The organism is Citrobacter sp. TBCS-14 (genome assembly GCF_005280805.1).
Classification (GTDB): domain Bacteria; phylum Pseudomonadota; class Gammaproteobacteria; order Enterobacterales; family Enterobacteriaceae; genus Citrobacter; species Citrobacter gillenii.
In genome coordinates this window covers 108,264-128,870 of the sequence record NZ_SZWM01001252.1, presented here as the reverse complement: position 1 = coordinate 128,870, position 20,607 = coordinate 108,264, and the positions used below count along the sequence as shown (strand labels likewise).

17 protein-coding genes are annotated in these 20,607 nt (G+C 52.9%); 13 read left to right on the top strand and 4 right to left on the bottom strand.

The annotated features are described in order from the left end of the window. Positions 1-107 precede the first annotated feature (107 nt). The 7 genes from melR (at position 108) to pmrB (ending at position 9,577) form a co-directional block, all read left to right on the top strand. The gene (gene melR / locus FDX22_RS27135) at positions 108-1,040 is read left to right on the top strand and encodes a transcriptional regulator MelR (RefSeq protein ID WP_117343567.1); all 933 of its coding nucleotides are present in this window, start codon (positions 108-110) and stop codon (positions 1,038-1,040) included. A gap of 199 nt (positions 1,041-1,239) precedes the next feature. Continuing rightward, positions 1,240-3,507 (top strand): arginine decarboxylase, encoded by a 2,268-nt coding sequence (gene adiA, locus FDX22_RS27130; protein WP_115259660.1) that lies wholly within the window; start codon positions 1,240-1,242, stop codon positions 3,505-3,507. Positions 3,508-3,820: 313 nt separating this feature from the next. Beyond that, entirely contained in the window at positions 3,821-4,582 is a 762-nt protein-coding gene (locus tag FDX22_RS27125) for an AraC family transcriptional regulator (protein WP_096758641.1), read from the top strand. A 127-nt stretch (positions 4,583-4,709) separates the two neighbouring features. Further along, positions 4,710-6,047: an arginine/agmatine antiporter gene (gene adiC / locus FDX22_RS27120; RefSeq protein WP_096758642.1), complete on the top strand. Its 1,338-nt coding sequence runs from the start codon at positions 4,710-4,712 to the stop codon at positions 6,045-6,047. Positions 6,048-6,183: 136 nt separating this feature from the next. Continuing rightward, positions 6,184-7,821, top strand: a complete 1,638-nt coding sequence (gene eptA / locus FDX22_RS27115) for a phosphoethanolamine transferase EptA (protein ID WP_146718052.1) — start codon at positions 6,184-6,186, stop codon at positions 7,819-7,821. Between the two features lie 4 nt (positions 7,822-7,825). Then, positions 7,826-8,494: a two-component system response regulator PmrA gene (gene pmrA, locus FDX22_RS27110; protein WP_115259662.1), complete on the top strand. Its 669-nt coding sequence runs from the start codon at positions 7,826-7,828 to the stop codon at positions 8,492-8,494. 9 nt (positions 8,495-8,503) lie between these two features. Then, the gene (pmrB, locus tag FDX22_RS27105) at positions 8,504-9,577 is read left to right on the top strand and encodes a two-component system sensor histidine kinase PmrB (RefSeq protein WP_170974747.1); all 1,074 of its coding nucleotides are present in this window, start codon (positions 8,504-8,506) and stop codon (positions 9,575-9,577) included. On the opposite strand, the gene pmrR is transcribed toward pmrB, so the two are convergent. Continuing rightward, positions 9,571-9,660: an LpxT activity modulator PmrR gene (gene pmrR / locus FDX22_RS27100; protein ID WP_096758646.1), complete on the bottom strand. Its 90-nt coding sequence runs from the start codon at positions 9,658-9,660 to the stop codon at positions 9,571-9,573. The two genes, pmrB and pmrR, sit on opposite strands and share 7 nt — an antisense overlap. A gap of 157 nt (positions 9,661-9,817) precedes the next feature. After that, positions 9,818-11,320, bottom strand: a complete 1,503-nt coding sequence (gene proP / locus FDX22_RS27095) for a glycine betaine/L-proline transporter ProP (protein ID WP_115259664.1) — start codon at positions 11,318-11,320, stop codon at positions 9,818-9,820. 699 nt (positions 11,321-12,019) lie between these two features. Between proP and kdgT the strand changes: the two genes are divergently transcribed. Next, positions 12,020-13,018: a 2-keto-3-deoxygluconate transporter gene (kdgT, locus tag FDX22_RS27090; RefSeq protein ID WP_096758648.1), complete on the top strand. Its 999-nt coding sequence runs from the start codon at positions 12,020-12,022 to the stop codon at positions 13,016-13,018. 26 nt (positions 13,019-13,044) lie between these two features. Here the strand turns inward: kdgT and FDX22_RS27085 are convergent, their stop codons facing one another. Together FDX22_RS27085 and crfC are read right to left on the bottom strand one after the other, a co-directional pair. Then, entirely contained in the window at positions 13,045-13,938 is an 894-nt protein-coding gene (locus FDX22_RS27085; RefSeq protein WP_146718051.1) for a diguanylate cyclase regulator RdcB family protein, read from the bottom strand. Then, positions 13,935-16,289, bottom strand: coding sequence for a clamp-binding protein CrfC (crfC, locus tag FDX22_RS27080; protein ID WP_146718050.1), 2,355 nt, complete (start codon positions 16,287-16,289; stop codon positions 13,935-13,937). Before crfC ends, FDX22_RS27085 begins: the two co-directional genes overlap by 4 nt. Before the next feature lie 551 nt (positions 16,290-16,840). On the opposite strand from crfC, the gene FDX22_RS27075 reads away from it, so the two are divergent. The 5 genes from FDX22_RS27075 (at position 16,841) to phnE (ending at position 20,595) form a co-directional block, all read left to right on the top strand. Continuing rightward, positions 16,841-17,176: a zinc ribbon domain-containing protein YjdM gene (locus FDX22_RS27075; RefSeq protein WP_117343575.1), complete on the top strand. Its 336-nt coding sequence runs from the start codon at positions 16,841-16,843 to the stop codon at positions 17,174-17,176. A gap of 117 nt (positions 17,177-17,293) precedes the next feature. Beyond that, positions 17,294-17,743, top strand: coding sequence for a VOC family metalloprotein YjdN (yjdN, locus tag FDX22_RS27070; protein WP_146718049.1), 450 nt, complete (start codon positions 17,294-17,296; stop codon positions 17,741-17,743). Between the two features lie 132 nt (positions 17,744-17,875). Next, positions 17,876-18,664: a phosphonate ABC transporter ATP-binding protein gene (gene phnC, locus FDX22_RS27065; protein ID WP_115259667.1), complete on the top strand. Its 789-nt coding sequence runs from the start codon at positions 17,876-17,878 to the stop codon at positions 18,662-18,664. Between the two features lie 23 nt (positions 18,665-18,687). Continuing rightward, on the top strand, positions 18,688-19,704 hold the full coding sequence (gene phnD, locus FDX22_RS27060) for a phosphonate ABC transporter substrate-binding protein (protein WP_137399194.1): 1,017 nt from the start codon (positions 18,688-18,690) through the stop codon (positions 19,702-19,704). A gap of 111 nt (positions 19,705-19,815) precedes the next feature. Next, the gene (phnE, locus tag FDX22_RS27055; protein ID WP_096758655.1) at positions 19,816-20,595 is read left to right on the top strand and encodes a phosphonate ABC transporter, permease protein PhnE; all 780 of its coding nucleotides are present in this window, start codon (positions 19,816-19,818) and stop codon (positions 20,593-20,595) included. Positions 20,596-20,607 lie beyond the last annotated feature (12 nt).

The window sequence follows — 20,607 nt, the reverse complement described above, 5'->3', positions numbered from 1 at the left end:
CAAAAACTCTACTATGCTGAGGTCTAATGACTCAATTTGCGTCCCAATTCGCAGTCTTATCTGTATACAAATGGCATGATTCTGAGCATTCAGGAAATGGAGTGACCATGACGACGTTACCGATACCGCTTCTCCCTCCCGATCCACATATGTGCAGTAGCGATGAACAGCAGACCCGCAGCCCGCTGACGCTGTACTCAGAGTATCAACGCATGGATATCGAGCTGCGCCCGCCGCATGCCATGGACTCCAGTCACTGGCACGGCCAGGTGGAAGTGAATGTACCGTTCGATGGCGACGTTGAGTATGTTATCAATAACGAAGTGGTGCAGATAAAACAGGGACATATCACATTATTCTGGGCCTGTACGCCGCACCAGCTCACCCGTCCGGGTACCTGCCAGCAGATGGCGATTTTCAATTTACCGATGCACCTGTTTCTCTCCTGGCCGCTGGATCGCGAACTGATCAACCACGTCACGCATGGCATGGTCATTAAATCACTGGCGACGCAACAGCTCAGCACCTTTGAAGTTCAGCGCTGGCAGCAAGAGGTAAACAGCCCGAACGAACAAATTCGCCAGTTGGCGATCGACGAAATTGGTCTGATGCTTAAGCGCTTTAGCCTGTCGGGCTGGCAGCCGATTCTGGTCAATAAAACCTCGCGCACGCACAAAAACAGCGTTTCCCGACACGCTCAGTTTTACGTCAGCCAGATGCTGAGCTTTATTGCCGACAACTACGATCAGGCGCTCACCATTAACGACGTCGCGGAGCATGTGAAGCTCAATGCCAACTATGCGATGGGAATTTTCCAGCGCGTAATGCAGCTCACCATGAAACAGTACATTACCGCGATGCGGATCAACCACGTCCGCGCGCTGCTAAGCGATACCGATAAAACGATTCTGGACGTGGCGCTGACCGCCGGGTTCCGCTCCAGCAGCCGCTTTTACGACACCTTCAACAAATTTGTCGGCATGTCACCACAGCAATACCGCAAACTGAGTCAGCAAAGACGACAGTCCTCAGCCCTCTGACCCCGGCAATATCACTATCAGCCAAAAAAATAATTCCCCTGTCGATAAACGACGGGGAAAAATCGCCAAATGCACCAATCAACCATTTGTTTTTAAAAAATAAAAACACAAAATCGCCTGATTTTCGCCCCCTTTACTCCCGTATTTATCAGGTAAATACTTGCCCTCGTCACACATCCTCCACTACGGGAAACAGACGATGAAAGTATTAATTGTTGAAAGCGAATTTCTGCATCAGGACACCTGGGTCGGCCACGCGGTCGAACGTCTGGCGGACGCTCTAAGTCGGCAAAATGTGACCGTCATTAAGTCCACATCATTCGATGATGGTTACGCCATCCTGGCCGCCAATGAGGCCATTGACTGCCTGATGTTCAGCTACCAAATGGAACAACAGGACGAACACCTCAACGTCAGGCAATTGATCGGCAAGCTTCACGAACGCCAGCAAAATGTTCCCGTTTTCCTGCTGGGCGATCGGGAAAAAGCTACCGCATCGCTGGATCGCGATCTGCTGGAGCTTGTCGATGAATTCGCCTGGATTCTGGAAGATACTGCCGACTTTATCGCCGGGCGCGCCGTTGCGGCAATGACCCGTTATCGCCAGCAGCTTCTGCCGCCACTGTTCAGCGCATTGATGAAATACGGCGACATCCATGAATATTCCTGGGCCGCACCAGGCCACCAGGGCGGCGTCGGATTTACCAAAACCCCTGCGGGTCGTTTCTACCATGATTACTACGGTGAAAATCTGTTCCGTAGCGATATGGGTATCGAACGCGCCTCTCTCGGCTCACTGCTTGACCACACCGGCGCATTTGGCGAGAGTGAAAAATATGCCGCCCGCGTCTTTGGCGCTGACCGTTCGTGGTCCGTAGTGGTCGGCACATCCGGCTCTAACCGCACCATCATGCAGGCCTGCATGACCGACAACGACGTGGTCGTTCTGGACCGAAACTGCCATAAATCGATCGAGCAGGGGCTGATCCTCACCGGGGCAAAACCGGTGTATATGGTGCCAAGCCGTAACCGTTACGGCATTATCGGGCCTATCTACCCGCAGGAAATGCAGCCGGAAACGTTGCAGAAAAAAATCAGCGAAAGCCCGCTGACGCAAGGTAAAGCCGGGCAAAAGCCATCTTACAGCGTGGTCACTAACTGTACCTACGACGGCGTCTGCTACAACGCGAAAGAAGCGCAAGACCTGCTGGCACAAACCAGCGATCGTATACACTTCGATGAAGCCTGGTACGGTTATGCGCGCTTCAACCCGATTTACAACGACCACTACGCCATGCGTGGAGAGCCGGGCGACCATAACGGCCCCACCGTATTTGCCACGCACTCCACCCACAAACTGCTGAATGCGCTGTCACAGGCCTCTTACATTCACGTGCGTGAAGGCCGTGGAGCGGTGAATTTCTCCCGCTTTAACCAGGCGTATATGATGCACGCCACCACCTCACCGCTGTATGCCATCTGCGCCTCAAACGACGTGGCGGTCTCAATGATGGACGGTAATAGCGGCCTGTCGCTCACTCAGGAAGTGATCGACGAAGCGGTTGATTTCCGCCAGGCAATGGCGCGGCTATACAAAGAATTCACCGCCGAGGGCGACTGGTTCTTCAAACCGTGGAACAAAGAGGTGGTCACCGATCCACAAACCGGCGAAACCTACGACTTCGCGGATGCACCGACCCAACTGCTGACCACCGACCAGAATTGCTGGGTGATGCGCCCGGGTGAATCCTGGCACGGCTTTAAAGACCTGCCGGATAACTGGAGCATGCTGGACCCGATTAAGGTCAGCATTCTGGCACCGGGAATGGGCGACGACGGCGAGCTGGAAGAAAATGGCGTACCGGCCGCGCTGGTCACCGCCTGGCTTGGACGTCACGGTATCGTACCGACCCGCACCACCGACTTCCAGATTATGTTTCTGTTCTCAATGGGGATCACCCGCGGGAAATGGGGCACGCTTATCAACACGCTGTGTTCCTTCAAGCACCATTACGATACCAATACCCCGCTGTCACAGGTGATGCCGGAACTGGTAGAGGAACATCCTGACACTTACGCCAACATGGGCATTCACGATCTGGGCGACACCATGTTCGCCTGGCTGAAAGAAAATAACCCAGGTAGCCGCCTCAATGCGGCCTACTCCGGCCTGCCTGTCGCTGAAATCACCCCGCGCGAAGCCTATAACGCGATCGTGAGCGACAACGTTGAGATGGTAGCCATCGAAAATCTGCCGGGCCGTATTGCCGCCAATTCCGTTATCCCTTACCCACCGGGAATCCCGATGCTGCTGTCCGGGGAAAACTTTGGCGATGCCAATAGCCCACAGATAAGTTACCTGCGTTCGTTGCAATCCTGGGACCATAACTTCCCTGGTTTTGAACATGAAACCGAAGGAACGGAAATTATCGACGGCATGTATCACGTCATGTGCGTGAAAGCATAATGTCGCTTTATAGATAGTCCGATGTTTAAGGTAGACATGTCATACTTGAGTAATTCCTGAGTATTGCTGCAAAACAATAACATTGTCATACCTTTTGCGCGGGGCCACCCCGCGCTTTTTTTATGCAGCGAAAACACGTTGCCACTCGCGTAAATTATTATGTACACCCCAATAATCCCCACAGATATTGTAATTCCTTTGAATCACGCTATTTTATCGCAGGTTTTGATTCATCATACAATTCCATTTAACCGGTATTACTCACCCTTCGGCGAGCGACGGTATTTTATATTCATATTCCAGGAGTTCGGGTATGAGGGTTTGCAGCAAAGAAGCTTGTGTTGTTGTATTAACGGAGAAAGATGTTTGGTTAAGGATTAACGGTAAAGAAGCCATCAGTTTAAAAGCCAACCACATGGCACTGGTGGCATGTGATAATAATATTATCGACTTCTCTTCACTCAATAACGCCCTGGTGGTTCACATCAGTCGCGACATTATTAAAGATTACTTACGATTTTTAAATAAAGATCTCTCACAAATCCCCCTCTGGCAACGCAGTGCCAGCCCGGTAATGACCGCTGCCTGCCTGACGCCGGATGTGTTTCGGGTCGCCGCCCAGCACAGCGTGATGGAAACGCTGAATGAAGGGGAGGCAGAACGGACGCGTGCACTGCTGTTCACCGTGCTATCACGCTTTCTCGACAGCAAAAAGTTTCTCCCGCTGCTGATGCATATGTTACGCAGCCGCATTAGCGACAGCGTTTATCACATCATTGAGAGTGATATTCATAAAGACTGGAACTTGAGTCTGGTCGCCAGCTGCCTGTGCCTGAGCCCCAGTTTGTTAAAGAAAAAGCTCAAAAATGAAAATACAAGTTACAGCCAAATAATTACCACCTGTCGCATGCGTTATGCCGTCAATCAATTATTGATGGACGGAAAAAACATATCTCAGGTGTCACAACTGTGCGGATATAACAGTACGTCATACTTCATCTCTGTATTCAAAGAGTTCTACGGGATGACCCCACTGCATTATGTTAGCCTGCACCGGGAACAAACGGCCGCCTGATTTTTAATCATTTAGCAATAAGCCATAATAATATCAGCATTGGCGATACTCCCCTTTCGCCATAATTCAATCATCTTCTGCGGAGGTATGATATGTCGTCATTTATCCTTATCAGGAGTTAAGAAATATGTCGACGGATGCTGATGCTCACAAAGTGGGCTTAATCCCCGTCACCTTAATGGTGTCGGGGAATATTATGGGTTCCGGTGTATTCCTGTTACCCGCCAATCTGGCGTCAACTGGCGGGATTGCAATCTACGGATGGCTGGTCACGATTATCGGCGCGCTGGCGCTGTCGATGGTGTACGCCAAAATGTCGTCCTTAGACTCCAGTCCCGGTGGTTCTTACGCGTATGCCCGCCGCTGCTTCGGTCCCTTCTTAGGCTATCAAACCAACGTCCTGTACTGGCTGGCCTGCTGGATCGGTAACATCGCGATGGTGGTCATTGGCGTGGGTTACCTGAGCTACTTTTTCCCCATCTTAAAAGATCCGCTGGTGTTGACGCTGACCTGCGTCGCCGTACTGTGGGTCTTCGTGTTGCTGAATATCGTCGGGCCGAAAATGATCACCCGCGTGCAGGCCATTGCTACCGTGCTGGCACTGGTGCCCATTGTCGGGATTGCCGTCTTCGGCTGGTTCTGGTTTCGCGGTGAAACCTATATGGCAGCCTGGAACGTCAGCGGCATGAACACCTTCGGCGCGATCCAAAGCACCTTGAACGTCACCCTGTGGTCATTCATCGGGGTAGAAAGTGCTTCTGTGGCTGCGGGCGTGGTCAAAAACCCTAAACGTAACGTTCCTATCGCCACCATTGGCGGGGTACTGATTGCCGCCGTCTGCTACGTGCTTTCTACCACCGCGATTATGGGCATGATCCCTAACGCGGCGCTGCGCGTTTCGGCTTCACCATTCGGCGATGCGGCACGCATGGCATTGGGTGACACCGCAGGCGCGATTGTCTCCTTCTGCGCAGCGGCCGGGTGTCTCGGCTCACTGGGCGGCTGGACGTTGCTTGCCGGGCAAACCGCAAAAGCGGCGGCCGACGACGGTCTGTTCCCACCGATTTTCGCTCGCGTCAACAAAGCCGGTACGCCGGTTGCCGGGTTAATTATCGTCGGGATCCTGATGACTCTCTTCCAGTTCAGCAGCATGTCACCGAACGCCGCCAAAGAGTTTGGTCTGGTCTCTTCTGTCTCGGTCATCTTCACGCTGGTGCCTTACCTGTATACCTGTGCCGCCCTGTTGCTGCTGGGCCATGGTCACTTTGGTAAAGCACGTCCTCTGTACTTGCTGGTCACCTTCGTGGCATTTATCTACTGCATCTGGGCAGTGGTCGGCTCGGGCGCCAAAGAAGTGATGTGGTCATTCGTGATGCTGATGATCATCACCGCGCTGTATGCCCTTAATTACAACCGGATCCATAAAAATCCGTATCCACTGGATGCCCCAGTTAACAATAATTAATGTAAGCAGCAGGGGTGCATATAGGCCGGACAAGGCATCGCAGCCATCCGGTATTAAGCCAATCTTAAGTTCTTAAGGTTGGCTTAACTTTACTTTGCGAGGATCTGCCCCACTTAGTCGATGGAATTTCCTCTTCATGTTAAAGCACCTGTTTAAAAGACCGACTCTCGGGCACATCAGCTGGCTGCTGCTGATCTCTTTTTATCTGGCCACCTTTCTGAACGTCGCGTTCTATAAGCAGGTGCTGCAAGACCTCCCGCTGGACTCCCTGCGCAACGTGCTGGTGTTTCTCTCCATGCCGGTGGTGGCCTTCAGCGTCATGAACATTGTGCTGACGCTGGCTTCATTCCTGTGGCTTAACCGCCCGTTGGCCTGCATTTTCATTCTGGTGGGTGCCTCTGCCCAGTATTTCATCATGACCTACGGCATCATCATTGACCGCTCGATGATCGCCAATATGATGGATACCACGCCCGCTGAAACCTTCGCCTTGCTGACGCCGCAAATGATCATCACGCTCGGGATAAGCGGTATTCTGGCGGCGATCATCGCCTGCTGGATCAAAATTAAACCAACGACGCCGGTATTGCGTAGCGTGCTGTACCGGGGGGCAAATATCCTGGTCTCGGTACTGCTGATCGTGCTGGTCGCCACCTTCTTCTACAAAGATTACGCCTCACTGTTTCGCAACAACAAAGAGCTGGTTAAATCCCTCAGCCCGTCCAACAGCATCGTCGCCACCTCGTCCTGGTATTCACACCAGCGCCTGGCCGATTTGCCGCTGGTGCGTATTGGCGAAGATGCCCACCGCAATCCGTTAATGCTGAAAGAAAAGCGTAAAAATCTCACCATCGTGGTGCTGGGAGAAACCTCGCGCGGGGATAACTTCTCGCTGTCGGGGTATTCACGCCAGACCAACCCGCGGCTGGAAAAAGATGACGTGGTCTATTTCCCGCGCACCACGTCCTGCGGGACGGCGACGGCGGTGTCCGTCCCCTGCATGTTCTCCGACATGCCGCGTGCACACTACGATGAAGAGCTGGCGCACCACCAGGAAGGCGTACTTGATGTCATTCAGCGGGCGGGAATCAACGTGCTGTGGAATGATAACGACGGCGGCTGTAAAGGCGCATGCGATCGCGTACCGCATCAGAATATGACCAAGCTAAATCTGCCGGGGCAGTGCATCGACGGTGAATGCTACGACGACGTTCTGTTCCACGGGCTGGAAGAGTACATTAACCATCTTCAGGGCGACGGCGTGATTGTGCTGCACACCATCGGCAGCCACGGCCCGACCTATTACAACCGCTATCCGCCGCAGTTCAAGAAATTCACCCCAACCTGCGACACCAATGAGATCCAAACCTGCTCGCAGCAACAACTGGTGAATACCTACGACAATACCATCCTGTATGTTGACTATATTGTTGATAAAGCAATCAATATACTGAAAGCGCATCAGGACAATTTCACCACCAGCCTGGTCTATCTTTCCGATCACGGTGAATCGTTAGGGGAAAACGGCGTCTATTTACACGGCCTGCCGTATTCCATCGCGCCAGAAACACAAAAGCATGTACCGATGCTGCTGTGGTTGTCAGAGGACTACCAGCAACGCTACCAGATCTCGCAAACATGTTTGCAAAAACGGGCCAGCGCAGAAGACTTCTCACAAGATAATCTGTTCTCCACCCTGCTGGGATTAACGGGCGTACAGACCAGGAATTACCAGACGGCAGATGATATTCTGCACCCATGCCGGGGAGGCTAACTGAATGAAAATTCTGATTGTTGAAGACGATACGCTGTTATTACAGGGACTGATCCTTGCCGCCCAAACGGAAGGCTATGCCTGCGACGGCGTGTCAACCGCCCGTGCCGCAGAGCAATGTCTGGAGACCGGGCATTATAGTCTGGTGGTACTGGATCTCGGTTTACCTGATGAAGACGGCCTGCACTTTCTCAACCGCATCAGGCAGAAAAAATACACGATTCCGGTGCTGATCCTCACCGCCCGCGATACGCTCAAAGACCGGGTTGCCGGGCTGGACGTCGGTGCCGATGACTATCTGGTCAAACCGTTCGCGCTGGAAGAACTGCATGCCCGTATTCGGGCCTTGCTGCGCCGCCATAACAATCAGGGCGAGAGCGAGTTGACTGTCGGTAACCTGACGCTGAACATTGGTCGTCGCCAGGTATGGATGGACGGGCAAGAGGTTATCTTAACGCCGAAAGAGTACGCGCTGCTGTCGCGCTTGATGCTCAAAGCGGGCAGCCCGGTACACCGGGAAATCCTGTATAACGATATCTACAGCTGGGATAACGAACCGTCGACCAATACGCTGGAAGTTCACATTCATAACCTGCGCGATAAAGTGGGTAAAGCCCGTATTCGCACGGTCAGGGGATTTGGCTACATGCTGGTCGCCACTGAGGAAAACTAAGTGAAGCTGATACGTTATTTAAAACAGCCGCTGCCGCTGCGCCATCGTTTGATGATAACGATCGGCCTGATTCTGGTGGTCTTTCAGCTGATTAGCACCTTCTGGCTGTGGCATGAAAGCACCGAACAAATACAGCTGTTCGAACAGGCGTTGCGCGAAAACCGTAACAACGATCGCCACATCATGCATGAGATCCGCGAGGCCATCGCCAGCCTGATCGTCCCCGGTCTCTTTATGGTCAGCCTGACGCTGCTGATTTGCTATCAGGCAGTGCGACGGATCACCCGCCCGCTTGCCAACCTGCAAAAAGAGTTAGAAGCGCGCACGGCCGATAACCTGACCCCTATAGAGATCCGCAGCTCTACCGTTGAGATACAGGCGGTCGTCACGGCACTGAATCAGCTGGTGACGCGACTCACCAACACTCTCGACAATGAGCGTCTGTTTACTGCCGACGTCGCTCACGAGCTGCGCACACCGTTATCTGGCGTTCGCCTGCACCTGGAATTACTGTCAAAAACCCACAACGTGGACGTTTCACCGCTTATTGCCCGCTTAGACCAAATGATGGACTGCGTGTCGCAGCTGCTGCAGCTTGCCCGCGTGGGTCAGTCGTTTTCAGCGGGGAATTACCAGCATGTCAAACTGCTGGAGGACGTCATACTGCCTGCCTACGATGAACTCAGCACTATGCTGGATCAGCGGCAACAAACGCTTCTATTACCCGAGAGCGCTACCGATGTCGTGGTGCGTGGCGACGTTACGCTGTTGCGTATGCTGCTGCGTAACTTAGTCGAAAATGCGCATCGTTACAGCCCGGAGGGCAGTAATATTAGAATTAGCCTGCATACTGACCCGGAGGCGCAAATGGTCATTGAAGACGAAGGGCCGGGCATTGATGAAAGTAAATGCGGGGAGTTAAGCAAAGCGTTTGTGCGCATGGACAGTCGTTTTGGCGGTATTGGACTGGGGCTGAGCATTGTCAGCCGCATAACCCAGCTCCATCGCGGGCAGTTCTTTTTGCAAAATCGCACGGGAGCCACCGGCACCCGAGCCAGCGTAGTACTGGAGAAAGATCAGTAAGAGCTCACCCACACGTACACAAAGCTGCTCACAATCAGCAGGCTGCACACGGTGGTTAAACTTTCATAGATACGGGTTTTCATGACGCTCTCCTCCGATAGTATGGAGGAGAGTTTGCCTGACAGAGATTAAGCCAACCTTAAGGCCACGCGCCGGATGGCGGCTAACGCCTTATCCGGCCTACTGAGTACAACGCTACCCGTAGGCCTGAAAGCTGCGCGCCATCAGGCAGTAACACGATTATTCATCAATACGCGGATGCTGCTGGACCAGGCGTGAACGCTTAACCTGCAAATCCGCAATTTCCTGATCGATATCTTCAATCTTCTGCTCGATATTATCGTAGTGCTCGCCGAGGATTTCTTTCGCTTCCTGAATATCCGAAGCGGCAGGCGTCGCCCCTTTCAGCGGCTGGTTAGCGGTCTCTTTCATGGTCATACCGGTAATTAAACCGACCACCGCAACCACCATCAGATAGTAAGCCGGCATCATCAGGTTCTGCGAACTTTCCACCAGCCAGGCGGCCAGCGTCGGTGTCAGACCAGCAATCAGTACCGAAATATTAAATGCCGCAGCCAGCGCACTGTAACGAATGTGCGTCGGGAACATTGCCGGTAACGTTGACGCCATCACCCCGGTAAAGCAGTTGAGGATCACCGCCAGCATCAGTAAACCGGCAAAAATCAGGCCGATGACGTTACTGTTAATCAGGATGAAGGCCGGGATGGCCAGCACAAACAGCGCAATACTGCCCATGATCACAAACGGTCGACGCCCGAAACGGTCACTCAGCAGCCCCATTATCGGTTGCACAAACAGCATACCAATCATAATGGCGATAATAATCAGCACACCGTGATCTTCAGAGTAATGCAGGTTATGCGACAGATAGCTCGGCATGTAGGTGAGCAGCATGTAATAGGTGACGTTGGTGGCAATCACCAGACCGGTACACGCCAGCAGACTACGCCAGTGTTTAGTGGCGATTTCTTTAAACGAAACCTTCGGCCCTTCCTGCAGCCCCTGGCGATCGCCCTGTTCCAGCTTATCGACATGCTGCTGAAACGCCGGGGTTTCTTCCAGCGCGTGGCGCAGATACAGACCAATCAGTCCTAACGGCAGCGCGATAAAGAACGGAATACGCCAGCCCCACTCAAGGAAGTTTTCCTCACCGACGACGGTCGAGATCAGCACGACTACGCCCGCACCCAGCACAAACCCGGCAATCGAGCCAAAGTCCAGCCAGCTGCCCATAAATCCGCGCTTACGGTCCGGGGAATATTCCGCGACGAAAATCGAAGCACCGGTGTATTCCCCGCCCACCGAGAATCCCTGCGCCATCTTACACAGCAACAGCAATATTGGCGCCCAGATACCAATCGAGGCATACGACGGGATAAGCCCAATACAGAAGGTGCTTATCGACATAATGACAATGGTGATAGCGAGGATCTTCTGGCGACCGTATTTATCGCCGAGCATACCGAAGAACAGTCCGCCAAGCGGTCGAATCAGAAAGGGAACGGAGAAGGTGGCGAGTGCAGCAACCATCTGCACGCTGGGGTCAGCCCCCGGAAAGAACACTTTACCTAATGCGTAAGCAACAAATCCATAAACGCCAAAATCGAACCATTCCATCGCATTACCCAGCGACGCTGCGGTAATGGCTTTTCGCAGTTTACCGTCATCAATAATGGTGACGTCGCGAAGCGTAATGGGTTTTATTTTTTTCCTTTTTAGCATACCAGTCCTCATAGACTTAGCCCTGTCGCGCACGAGACTCTCCCAACGCAGCATGCGCTAAGGTCATCGCCGAGCGGGGAATGCACAGGCGCAATCCCTGTAACAAGCGTAGCAGGTTTACTTACACTGAACGGCAATGCGCAGTACAACCGAACCTGTTGACGCCTGATTGGGCGGTTAATGACCTCTTTACCCTAACAGTGTTTAAATCTGTGATCAACTTCACACATAGTATTTCATTTCGTCAACCTCCGTAAATAAGGTCATTCTTAGTCAACTTTTTTACACACCAGGGTTGCGATTAATTCCCTATTTACTACAAGTAAAAATCGCTTTTCAGCATCAACAATCACGAACGTCATTATTACCCTGCCAGGCAAAAAAACACCTAATCCCGTTACAACTTATTTACAGGTTTTTTAATAATCGGAAGCTTTAGGAATTTTTGCGTGAAATATGTGATGAAGATAACTAAAACGCTGTTTTATTTTGATTGAATCATCGTTCTTATGAATGCACACTAATTCCAGACGCACTATCCCTGGGGGCAATGACATGCTCAACGTATGCCGCGTTAGATTTTAAAAAACAAAGAGATAGCTTTTCTTCTTTGTTAAGACTCACGAATAACCTGTTGAATTTAAATAATATTTTGTTTTATTGCGCATTTATCATCGGCGATAAGATATGAGGACGTTTATGAAAATTAAGGCCACGATTGAACGCATCCCCGGCGGAATGATGTTGATTCCTCTGTTATTAGGTGCGGTGTTAAATACGTTAGCTCCCGATACCGGTGCGTATTTCGGTTCATTTACTAAAGGGATGATTAGCGGCACCGTTCCCATTCTGGCCGTGTGGTTCTTTTGTATTGGTGCTTCTATTGATTTACGGGCAACCGGCACGGTATTACGCAAGTCCGGTACGCTGGTATTAACCAAAATCGCCGTGGCCTGGGCAGTGGCAATGATCGCCGCATCATTCATTCCTGATACCGGTATTCAAACAGGATTCTTTGCGGGTCTTTCCGTCCTGGCAATTGTCTCTGCAATGGACATGACCAACGGCGGTCTGTACGCCAGCCTGATGAACCAGTACGGCACTAAAGAAGAGTCCGGCGCATTTGTCCTGATGTCTCTGGAATCCGGCCCGCTGATGACCATGGTCATTCTGGGTTCTGCAGGTCTCGCCTCCTTTGAGCCACACCATTTCGTTGGCGCCGTATTACCGTTCCTGATTGGTTTTACGTTGGGTAACCTGGATCACGACCTGCGTACCTTCTTCAGCAAAGCGACGCCGGTACTGATTCCGTTCTTCGGTTTCGCACTGGGGAACACCATTAACCTGAGCGTTATCGTTGATACCGGTCTGCTGGGTATCCTGCTGGGTGTCGCGGTCATCGTGATTACCGGTATCCCGCTGATTATTGCTGACCGTGTGATTGGTGGCGGGAACGGTACGGCGGGCGTGGCGGCTTCTTCTGCAGCCGGTGCTGCAGTAGCAAACCCGGTCATTATTGCCCAGATTAACCCGGCATTTGAACCGGTTGCCGCCTCCGCTACCGCGTTGGTTGCCGCCAGCGTGATTGTCACGGCGATTCTGGTCCCGATTATCACCGCCCTGTACGCCAAACGTTTTAACAAAACACCGGTCGTCACAGAATCGACAACCGCGCCGGCAGACTCGTTACACCACTAAGTCCGCTGCGTACTCACCGTCCCTTCTCAGCCTCTGCGAGGGGACGGTGCAAAAATCTCCTCAACCATCGCATCCACCAGTCGCTTCGCCGAACACAGTCGCGGCATCCCCAGCGCCACATTTTGCCAACGCTGCGTCACCGACCCGCTCACCGGATGCTGCTCCATATCACACCAGTCGCCCAACCAACTCAGCATATCGTTATGCTCGCGTGATCCCCCTGCGGTAGGTGAACTGAGCCATTGATGATAATAATGACGCGTGGTGGGTGCGGCATTCACACTGTGCGCCAGCGACTGGGTCGCCATAGTGCGTAGATTATCTTTGAGCATCGCCACCACATCGGCATTGCCCAGCCGACAAGCATCACCAAACGCGCCCCAGCGCAGCTCTTCCAGCGCGACAAAACAACGCCCCGGCAGTGACCAGCCGTCATACGCCCCCGCCCGCCAACGGGTAAAAATTTGTTCGCTGTGCTCACCTGCCTGAACGGTCAGCCCACGCTGCGTCAGCGCCTTTTCTTTATAAGCACTGCGTTGGCTAAACCAGCTGGAGAGCGTATTGATCTGCTGCATAATGCCGGGCGTGGATTGCCCGCGCGGACGTTCCGTCTCTTGCAGGAACGCTAATCCTTCGGTAATACGCACCAGCGCCAGATGACCGGGGTCAATCATGCTCGCCAGTTTTTCCACCAGCTTCAGGCGCATCATCAGATTCTCGCTGGAGACGCCCGCCAGAACCCACGCCCGCAGCTGTGTCTGGGATAACACTTCCTGCGTCAGGCGCGCGCGCAGACGCTGCTGCTGTTGCAGAAAACCGCCGGAACGTTTGGTTTCATCTCCCTGAACCAGATCGACCATAAACTTTGGGTAGACGCACTCCAGCGCCCGCCCGGGGCCTTCCAGTAACACGTTAGTCATGTATGCTCAGCTGCAAAAAGGGTATGGATATCATCACGTAGCAAACGGGAGTCTTCATAAATCCATGACGCAATCGTAATACGGTGCTGCAGTTGTTCACTCAATGCGCTCACAGCAGATTCATTTTGCTGACGCAGGATCAGACTCTCACGCAGGCTCGCCTGCAATTGCGTCAGACACAGCGAAAAATCGGCAAAAAACGTCGCCATGCCAGCCGTAACAGAAATATCGACCTGCGCCACTAAAGCTTTACGAATTTGTTGGCAAAACAGCGTAACGTACTGCCCAAGGCTGTTGTGCAGTGCGTTGATATCAATCAGGTACCGCGTTTTTGCGGCGACATCATCATTCCATCCCCAGTTCGGCTGATTCAGCCAACGTGAGAACGTATCCCGCACTCCGCCCGCGGAGGATGTGCCTTCATCCAACGGCGTATCCTGCTCAATCGCTTCGTTAAACAACTGGCGGGTATTGAAGTTAAACATCGCCGAATGAAACGCCGGAAAGCGGATCCGGGCACGGAATCCGGCATGGCTTAACTCCTCTTTCACCCGCTGCTCAATGGGTCGTATGGCGTCATTTAACGCCCGCGACAACGTCGACTCAAGTTGCTCAAAGCGCAGGGCTAAATCGCGGCTGATACTCTCCTGTGCCGCCAGCAGGACGACTTCACAGGCGGAACGAATTTTATCTAACACAATTTTCGCTTGCCCTTCATCATGCAGCACCAGCATTTCTCCGGCCATTTCCGCCGCCGCAACGCCCGACCCCATACCGTGTCGTGACATCCTCAGCACGCTTTCTTTTTCAAACAGCCTATCGATACTGCCCAGGATCTCAGCCTGCTGCTGATTGAGAAACGCGGTGGTCGCCTCCAGTGCCAGATCAACTTCGTGTTTAACCTCATCGCTGACCTGCTCCTGACCCACCTGGATCTGCTGCATATCCTCTTCAATATGGTCGATGTTCAGCTGCAACTTGTCACACGCGACCGTTAATCCGTGATAGCGAAACTCAAGGTATTCGTGTGCGCTTTGCGCATAATTCAACAGCTTATGGGACGCGGAGCGGAGCGCATAGAGCGAGGCATTCGCGTAGGCGGCATAAATAACATTCTGAATCGGCTGCTCAAACAGCGAGTCTTGCCACAGTAAATCGGCAGCATGCCGAATATGCTCGGTATCATCCAGATCGGCGGTACGCCAACGCCGACCCAGCGCCGCTTCGGCAAAATCCTGTACCCAACGTTGTTGCTGGTGATCCGGCAGCCGCCCGTGAGTCATCAGTTCATGACGTGCGCGGTTCGCCAGATACCCCCACATGGAAGACACCGGATAAATACGCTCAGGCGTAATACCGCCCTTCATCAACGTGCCAGAAATCAGCGCCCGCACCTGCTCTTCATCATCGCTATTACGGTCTTTTTGATCGAATTTATTGACCAGGGCATACAGCGGTACCGATTTACCCACCGCGGTGATCGCCTGGCGAACTTCCTCATCCGAAATCGACTTCAGTTGGGTATAGTCCATCACCGCCAGTACCGCAGACGCCCGCGCCAGCTGTTCCTTCAGCATCTTTTGTAAGTGCGGCTGTCCGGCTTCATTCGGCCCCGGCGTATCCAGCAGGGTTAACTGCCCCGGATAATTTGCCTGCCCGGCCAAATGCACAAACTCAACCTCAATCACCGGAATATGCTCAATGGCGGCGTACGCAGAAAAAGGAAAATCAACCTCCAGCGCTTTTGACAGACGCACCAGATCGTTCAGGCTCTTGAGGCACTGGAAAATAGGTTCGGCACCTAAATAGGTGCGCTCGAACGCCACACCGTTTTCAATACGCAGCAGCAGCGTATTCATATCTTTATCAATTTCCAGCTCATGGCTAAGAGACCGGCGATCGCACTCGCGCACACGCTGCTGCAAGGTTTTCATTAAGGCATCAATCGGCGCGACATGAGAAAAATACAACACCGGATCTTTCTGGCCTGGCGTATGGCGGATCAGCGTCGGCAGGGCCGTCATCGGACGATTACGATTGGGTAACACTTCCGTCCCCACAATCGCATTAATCGTCGTCGACTTTCCCGCTTTCATCGTGCCGACAATGGCCAGTACCATTTCCAGACGCGTGACCTTCCGTAGCTCATTATTGAGCGTTGCTTGCTGGACATCCATGCCACGCGCAGTGAAATGCAGGGGCTGTACGTGCCCGCTATGCTCACCTTTTTTCAACGCGACATCATCCAACGACGTCGTCGGCAATTTTTTCAACTGCCTGAGATGGTCAAGAGAGAGCATCAGCAAGCGTTCAGCTTCCTGACTTAATTCATATATTGTCTGTGTGTACATGGAAAATTTTTCCTTAACGCAAATAATCTTACTTTTATTCAGCCAAATCTTTTTATTTATGAATTTTCGGCTTTTATCATTACGTGTGGAAATAATTAAAATCAAAATAACTAATTGATATTATTAAATTAAATTTGTTTTATAACCGCTGGCCCGATGCCTCTCCCTTACTGTAATAAGTAAGAAAGATAAACAGAGTAGTTCAGTTTTGAAAAATGCCAGTTTAATTCCCCTACCTAAATTAAGGGGGATGCGATATCCACTTACAATAACTAAGCCATTCTGAGAGCCATGTTATCAATGAATATCAGGTGGTTCGCCTCACCTTAACTTAAATAACAAAGCGGAGCAATTTCCCTTAAAAAATATTCCGCCAAACGTGCAAGTAGTGGAAAGTACAGGTATTGAGACCTTTATCTGCGCCGTGCCTCAGCGCTTAATCAGACAGTAGTCCCGACAACCGCAGGGATTTTATGTATAATTGCGGCCTTTTTCGGCAATCTGCCATTTTTTGGGCGCTTTTGCCCCTGCTGACTTTTGAGGAAATCCACATGTCATTACCACACTGCCCACAATGCAACTCCGAATACACCTACGAAGATAACGGCATGTTCATCTGCCCGGAATGCGCTCACGAATGGAACGATGCTGAACCCGCGCATGACGGCGACGAACTGATCGTGAAAGACGCTAACGGTAATCTGCTGGCCGACGGCGACAGCGTAACCGTCGTGAAAGATCTGAAGGTCAAAGGTAGCTCTTCCATGCTGAAGATCGGTACCAAAGTGAAAAACATCCGCCTGGTGGAAGGCGACCACAACATCGATTGCAAGATTGATGGATTCGGACCGATGAAACTGAAATCCGAGTTTGTGAAAAAGAACTAATTTTGTTGGCCGGATAAGGCGTTAGTCGCCATCCGGCTTTTATTGCCCGGTGGCGCTTCGCTTACCAGGCCTACGCTAACTACACTTAACGGGCTTCTTTTACCTGAGGTAAAGATCATGTCGTTAAGTCCCTACATCTCTTTTGCAGGCAACTGCGCTGACGCCATTGCGTACTACCAACAGACGCTGGGCGCAGAACTGCTCTACAAAATCAACTTCGGTGAAATGCCCCAGTCGGCGCAGGACAGTGAAGAGGGTTGCCCTTCTGGAATGAAATTCCCCGATACCGCCATCGCCCACGCCAACCTGCGTGTTGCGGGCAGCGACATCATGATGAGCGACGGCGTCACGACGGGAAAAGCCCATTACTCCGGCTTCACGCTGGTCCTCGACACGCAGGATGTCAACGAAGGGAAGCGCTGGTTTGACAACCTGGCAGCAACAGGTCAAATCGAAATGGACTGGCAGGAAACATTCTGGGCGCACGGTTTCGGTAAAGTCACCGACCAGTACGGTGTGCCGTGGATGATCAACGTCGTCAAACAGCAGCAGCCCCCCACGGAGTAATCCTACGGGAGGCTTGTCCTCCCGTACTGTCATCAAATATCGCTCAACTCTTCATCTTCGAGTAACCATCCCTTAACGAAAATGTCACATTAATCCGCCACGATGGGGCCACTTTTTTAGGGAGGCCGCATCATGCAAACGGTTATTCGCGTCGAGAAACTCTCCAAATCATTCAATCATCATCAGGCGCTGAATGCGGTTGATCTGACTATCCATTCCGGTGAGATGGTGGCTCTGCTTGGGCCATCAGGTTCCGGCAAATCCACCCTTTTACGTCATTTAAGCGGGTTGATTACCGGTGATAAATCGCCAGGTAGCCACGTCGAGCTATTAGGCCGCACGGTACAACGTGAAGGCCGACTGGCGCGTGACATCCGCAAAAGCCGTGCCCATACGGGCTATATCTTCCAACAGTTCAATCTGGTGAACCGTCTCACCGTGCTGGAGAACGTGCTGATTGGCGCCCTCGGCAGCACGCCGTTCTGGCGCACCTGTTTTAGCTGGTTTACGCCACAGCAGAAGCAACGGGCGTTACAGGCGCTGACCCGCGTTGGCATGGCGCACTTTGCCTACCAGCGCGTTTCTACGCTCTCCGGCGGACAGCAGCAGCGCGTCGCCATCGCCCGCGCCCTGATGCAACAGGCAAAAGTGATCCTCGCCGATGAGCCGATTGCCTCGCTGGACCCGGAATCTGCACGCATCGTGATGGACACCCTGCGCGACATTAACCAGACCGACGGCATCACCGTCGTGGTCACGCTGCATCAGGTGGATTACGCCCTGCGCTACTGCGAACGCATTGTTGCGCTGCGCCAGGGACACGTCTTCTACGACGGCAGCAGCCAGCAGTTTGATAACGAACGTTTTGACCATCTCTACCGCAGCATGAACCGCGTCGACCAGAACGCACAGGCTGCCTGACATCCCCACAATGAGGAATGGAAATGAGTTATAAGACAGTTGCCGCGCTGGCCTTCACCAGCATGTTTAGTCTCAGCACCTTCTTAAGCCCGGCATATGCCGAAGAACAGGAAAAAGCGCTGAACTTTGGCATTATTTCGACCGAATCACAGCAAAACCTGAAGCCACAGTGGGAACCGTTCCTGAAGGACATGGAAAAATCGCTGGGCGTAAAAGTGAATGCCTTCTTCGCCCCGGACTACGCCGGGATCATCCAGGGCATGCGCTTTAACAAAGTCGATATCGCCTGGTACGGCAACCTCTCGGCGATGGAAGCGGTGGATCGCGCCAATGGACAGGTCTTCGCCCAGACCGTCGCAGCAGACGGATCGCCGGGTTACTGGAGCGTATTGATCGTCAATAAAGACAGTCCGATCAACAACCTGAACGATCTGATCGCCAAACGTAAGGATCTAACCTTCGGTAACGGCGATCCAAACTCCACCTCGGGCTACCTCGTCCCCGGTTACTACGTCTTCGCGAAAAACAACATTGCTGCCAGCGACTTCAAGCGCACCGTTAACGCCGGGCATGAAACTAACGCCCTGGCCGTCGCCAACAAGCAGGTGGATGTTGCCACCAACAACACCGAAAACCTCGACAAGTTAAAAACCTCTGCACCAGAAAAATTGAAAGCGCTGAAGGTGATCTGGAAATCGCCGCTGATCCCAGGCGATCCGATCGTCTGGCGCAAAAACCTCTCCGAAACCACCAAGGACAAGGTGTACGACTTCTTCATGAGCTATGGCAAAACGCCGGAAGAGAAAGCCACGTTGGAACGCCTGGGCTGGGCGCCGTTCCGTGCCTCCAGCGATCTGCAACTGGTACCGATTCGCCAGCTGGCGCTGTTTAAAGAGATGCAGGGCGTGAAGGACAACAAGGGCCTGAACGCGGAAGAGAAAACCAGCAAAACCTCGGTGATTAAAGCACAACTGGATGATCTCGACCGCCTGACCGCCGCGCTGAGTGCCATGACCAGCGTAAATAAAGCGGTGCAGTGATTTGTAGGCCTGATAAGTGCAGCGCCATCAGGCAAGCGCGTAAATGCCGGATGGCGGTGCAAACACCTTATCCGGCCTACAACGCAAACACCTGTTCCAACGGAGCCAAATATGCAAACCATCACCGTCGCCCCGCCCAAGCGTAGCTGGTTCTCGCTGCTGAGCTGGGCCATTCTTCTCGCCGTGCTGGTCGTCTCGTGGAAAGGGGCCGAAATGGCTCCACTCACGCTGATCGAGGATTCCGGCAATATGGCGACCTTCGCCGCTGACTTCTTCCCGCCGGACTTCAGCCAGTGGCAGGACTATCTCAGCGAAATGGCCATCACCCTGCAAATCGCCGTCTGGGGGACCGCCCTCGCCGTGGTGCTGTCGATTCCTTTCGGCCTGATGTGCGCCGACAACCTGGTGCCGTGGTGGATTTACCAGCCGATGCGTCGCCTGATGGACGCCTGCCGCGCCATCAACGAAATGGTCTTCGCCATGCTGTTTGTGGTTGCGGTCGGTCTCGGGCCGTTCGCCGGGGTGATGGCGCTGTTTATCCACACCACCGGGGTGCTCTCCAAACTGCTTTCCGAGGCGGTAGAAGCCATTGAGCCGGGTCCGGTCGAAGGCATTCGCGCCACGGGTGCTAACAAAATTGAAGAGATCCTCTACGGCGTTCTACCGCAGGTCATGCCGCTGCTCATCTCCTACTCGCTGTACCGCTTTGAGTCCAACGTCCGCTCCGCCACGGTGGTCGGCATGGTTGGCGCAGGCGGCATCGGCGTGACGTTATGGGAGGCGATTCGCGGCTTTCAGTTCCAGCAAACCTGCGCCCTGATGGTGTTAATCATCGTCACCGTCAGCCTGCTGGATTTCCTCTCTCAGCGTTTGCGTAAGCACTTCATCTAATCAGCGAGGCAT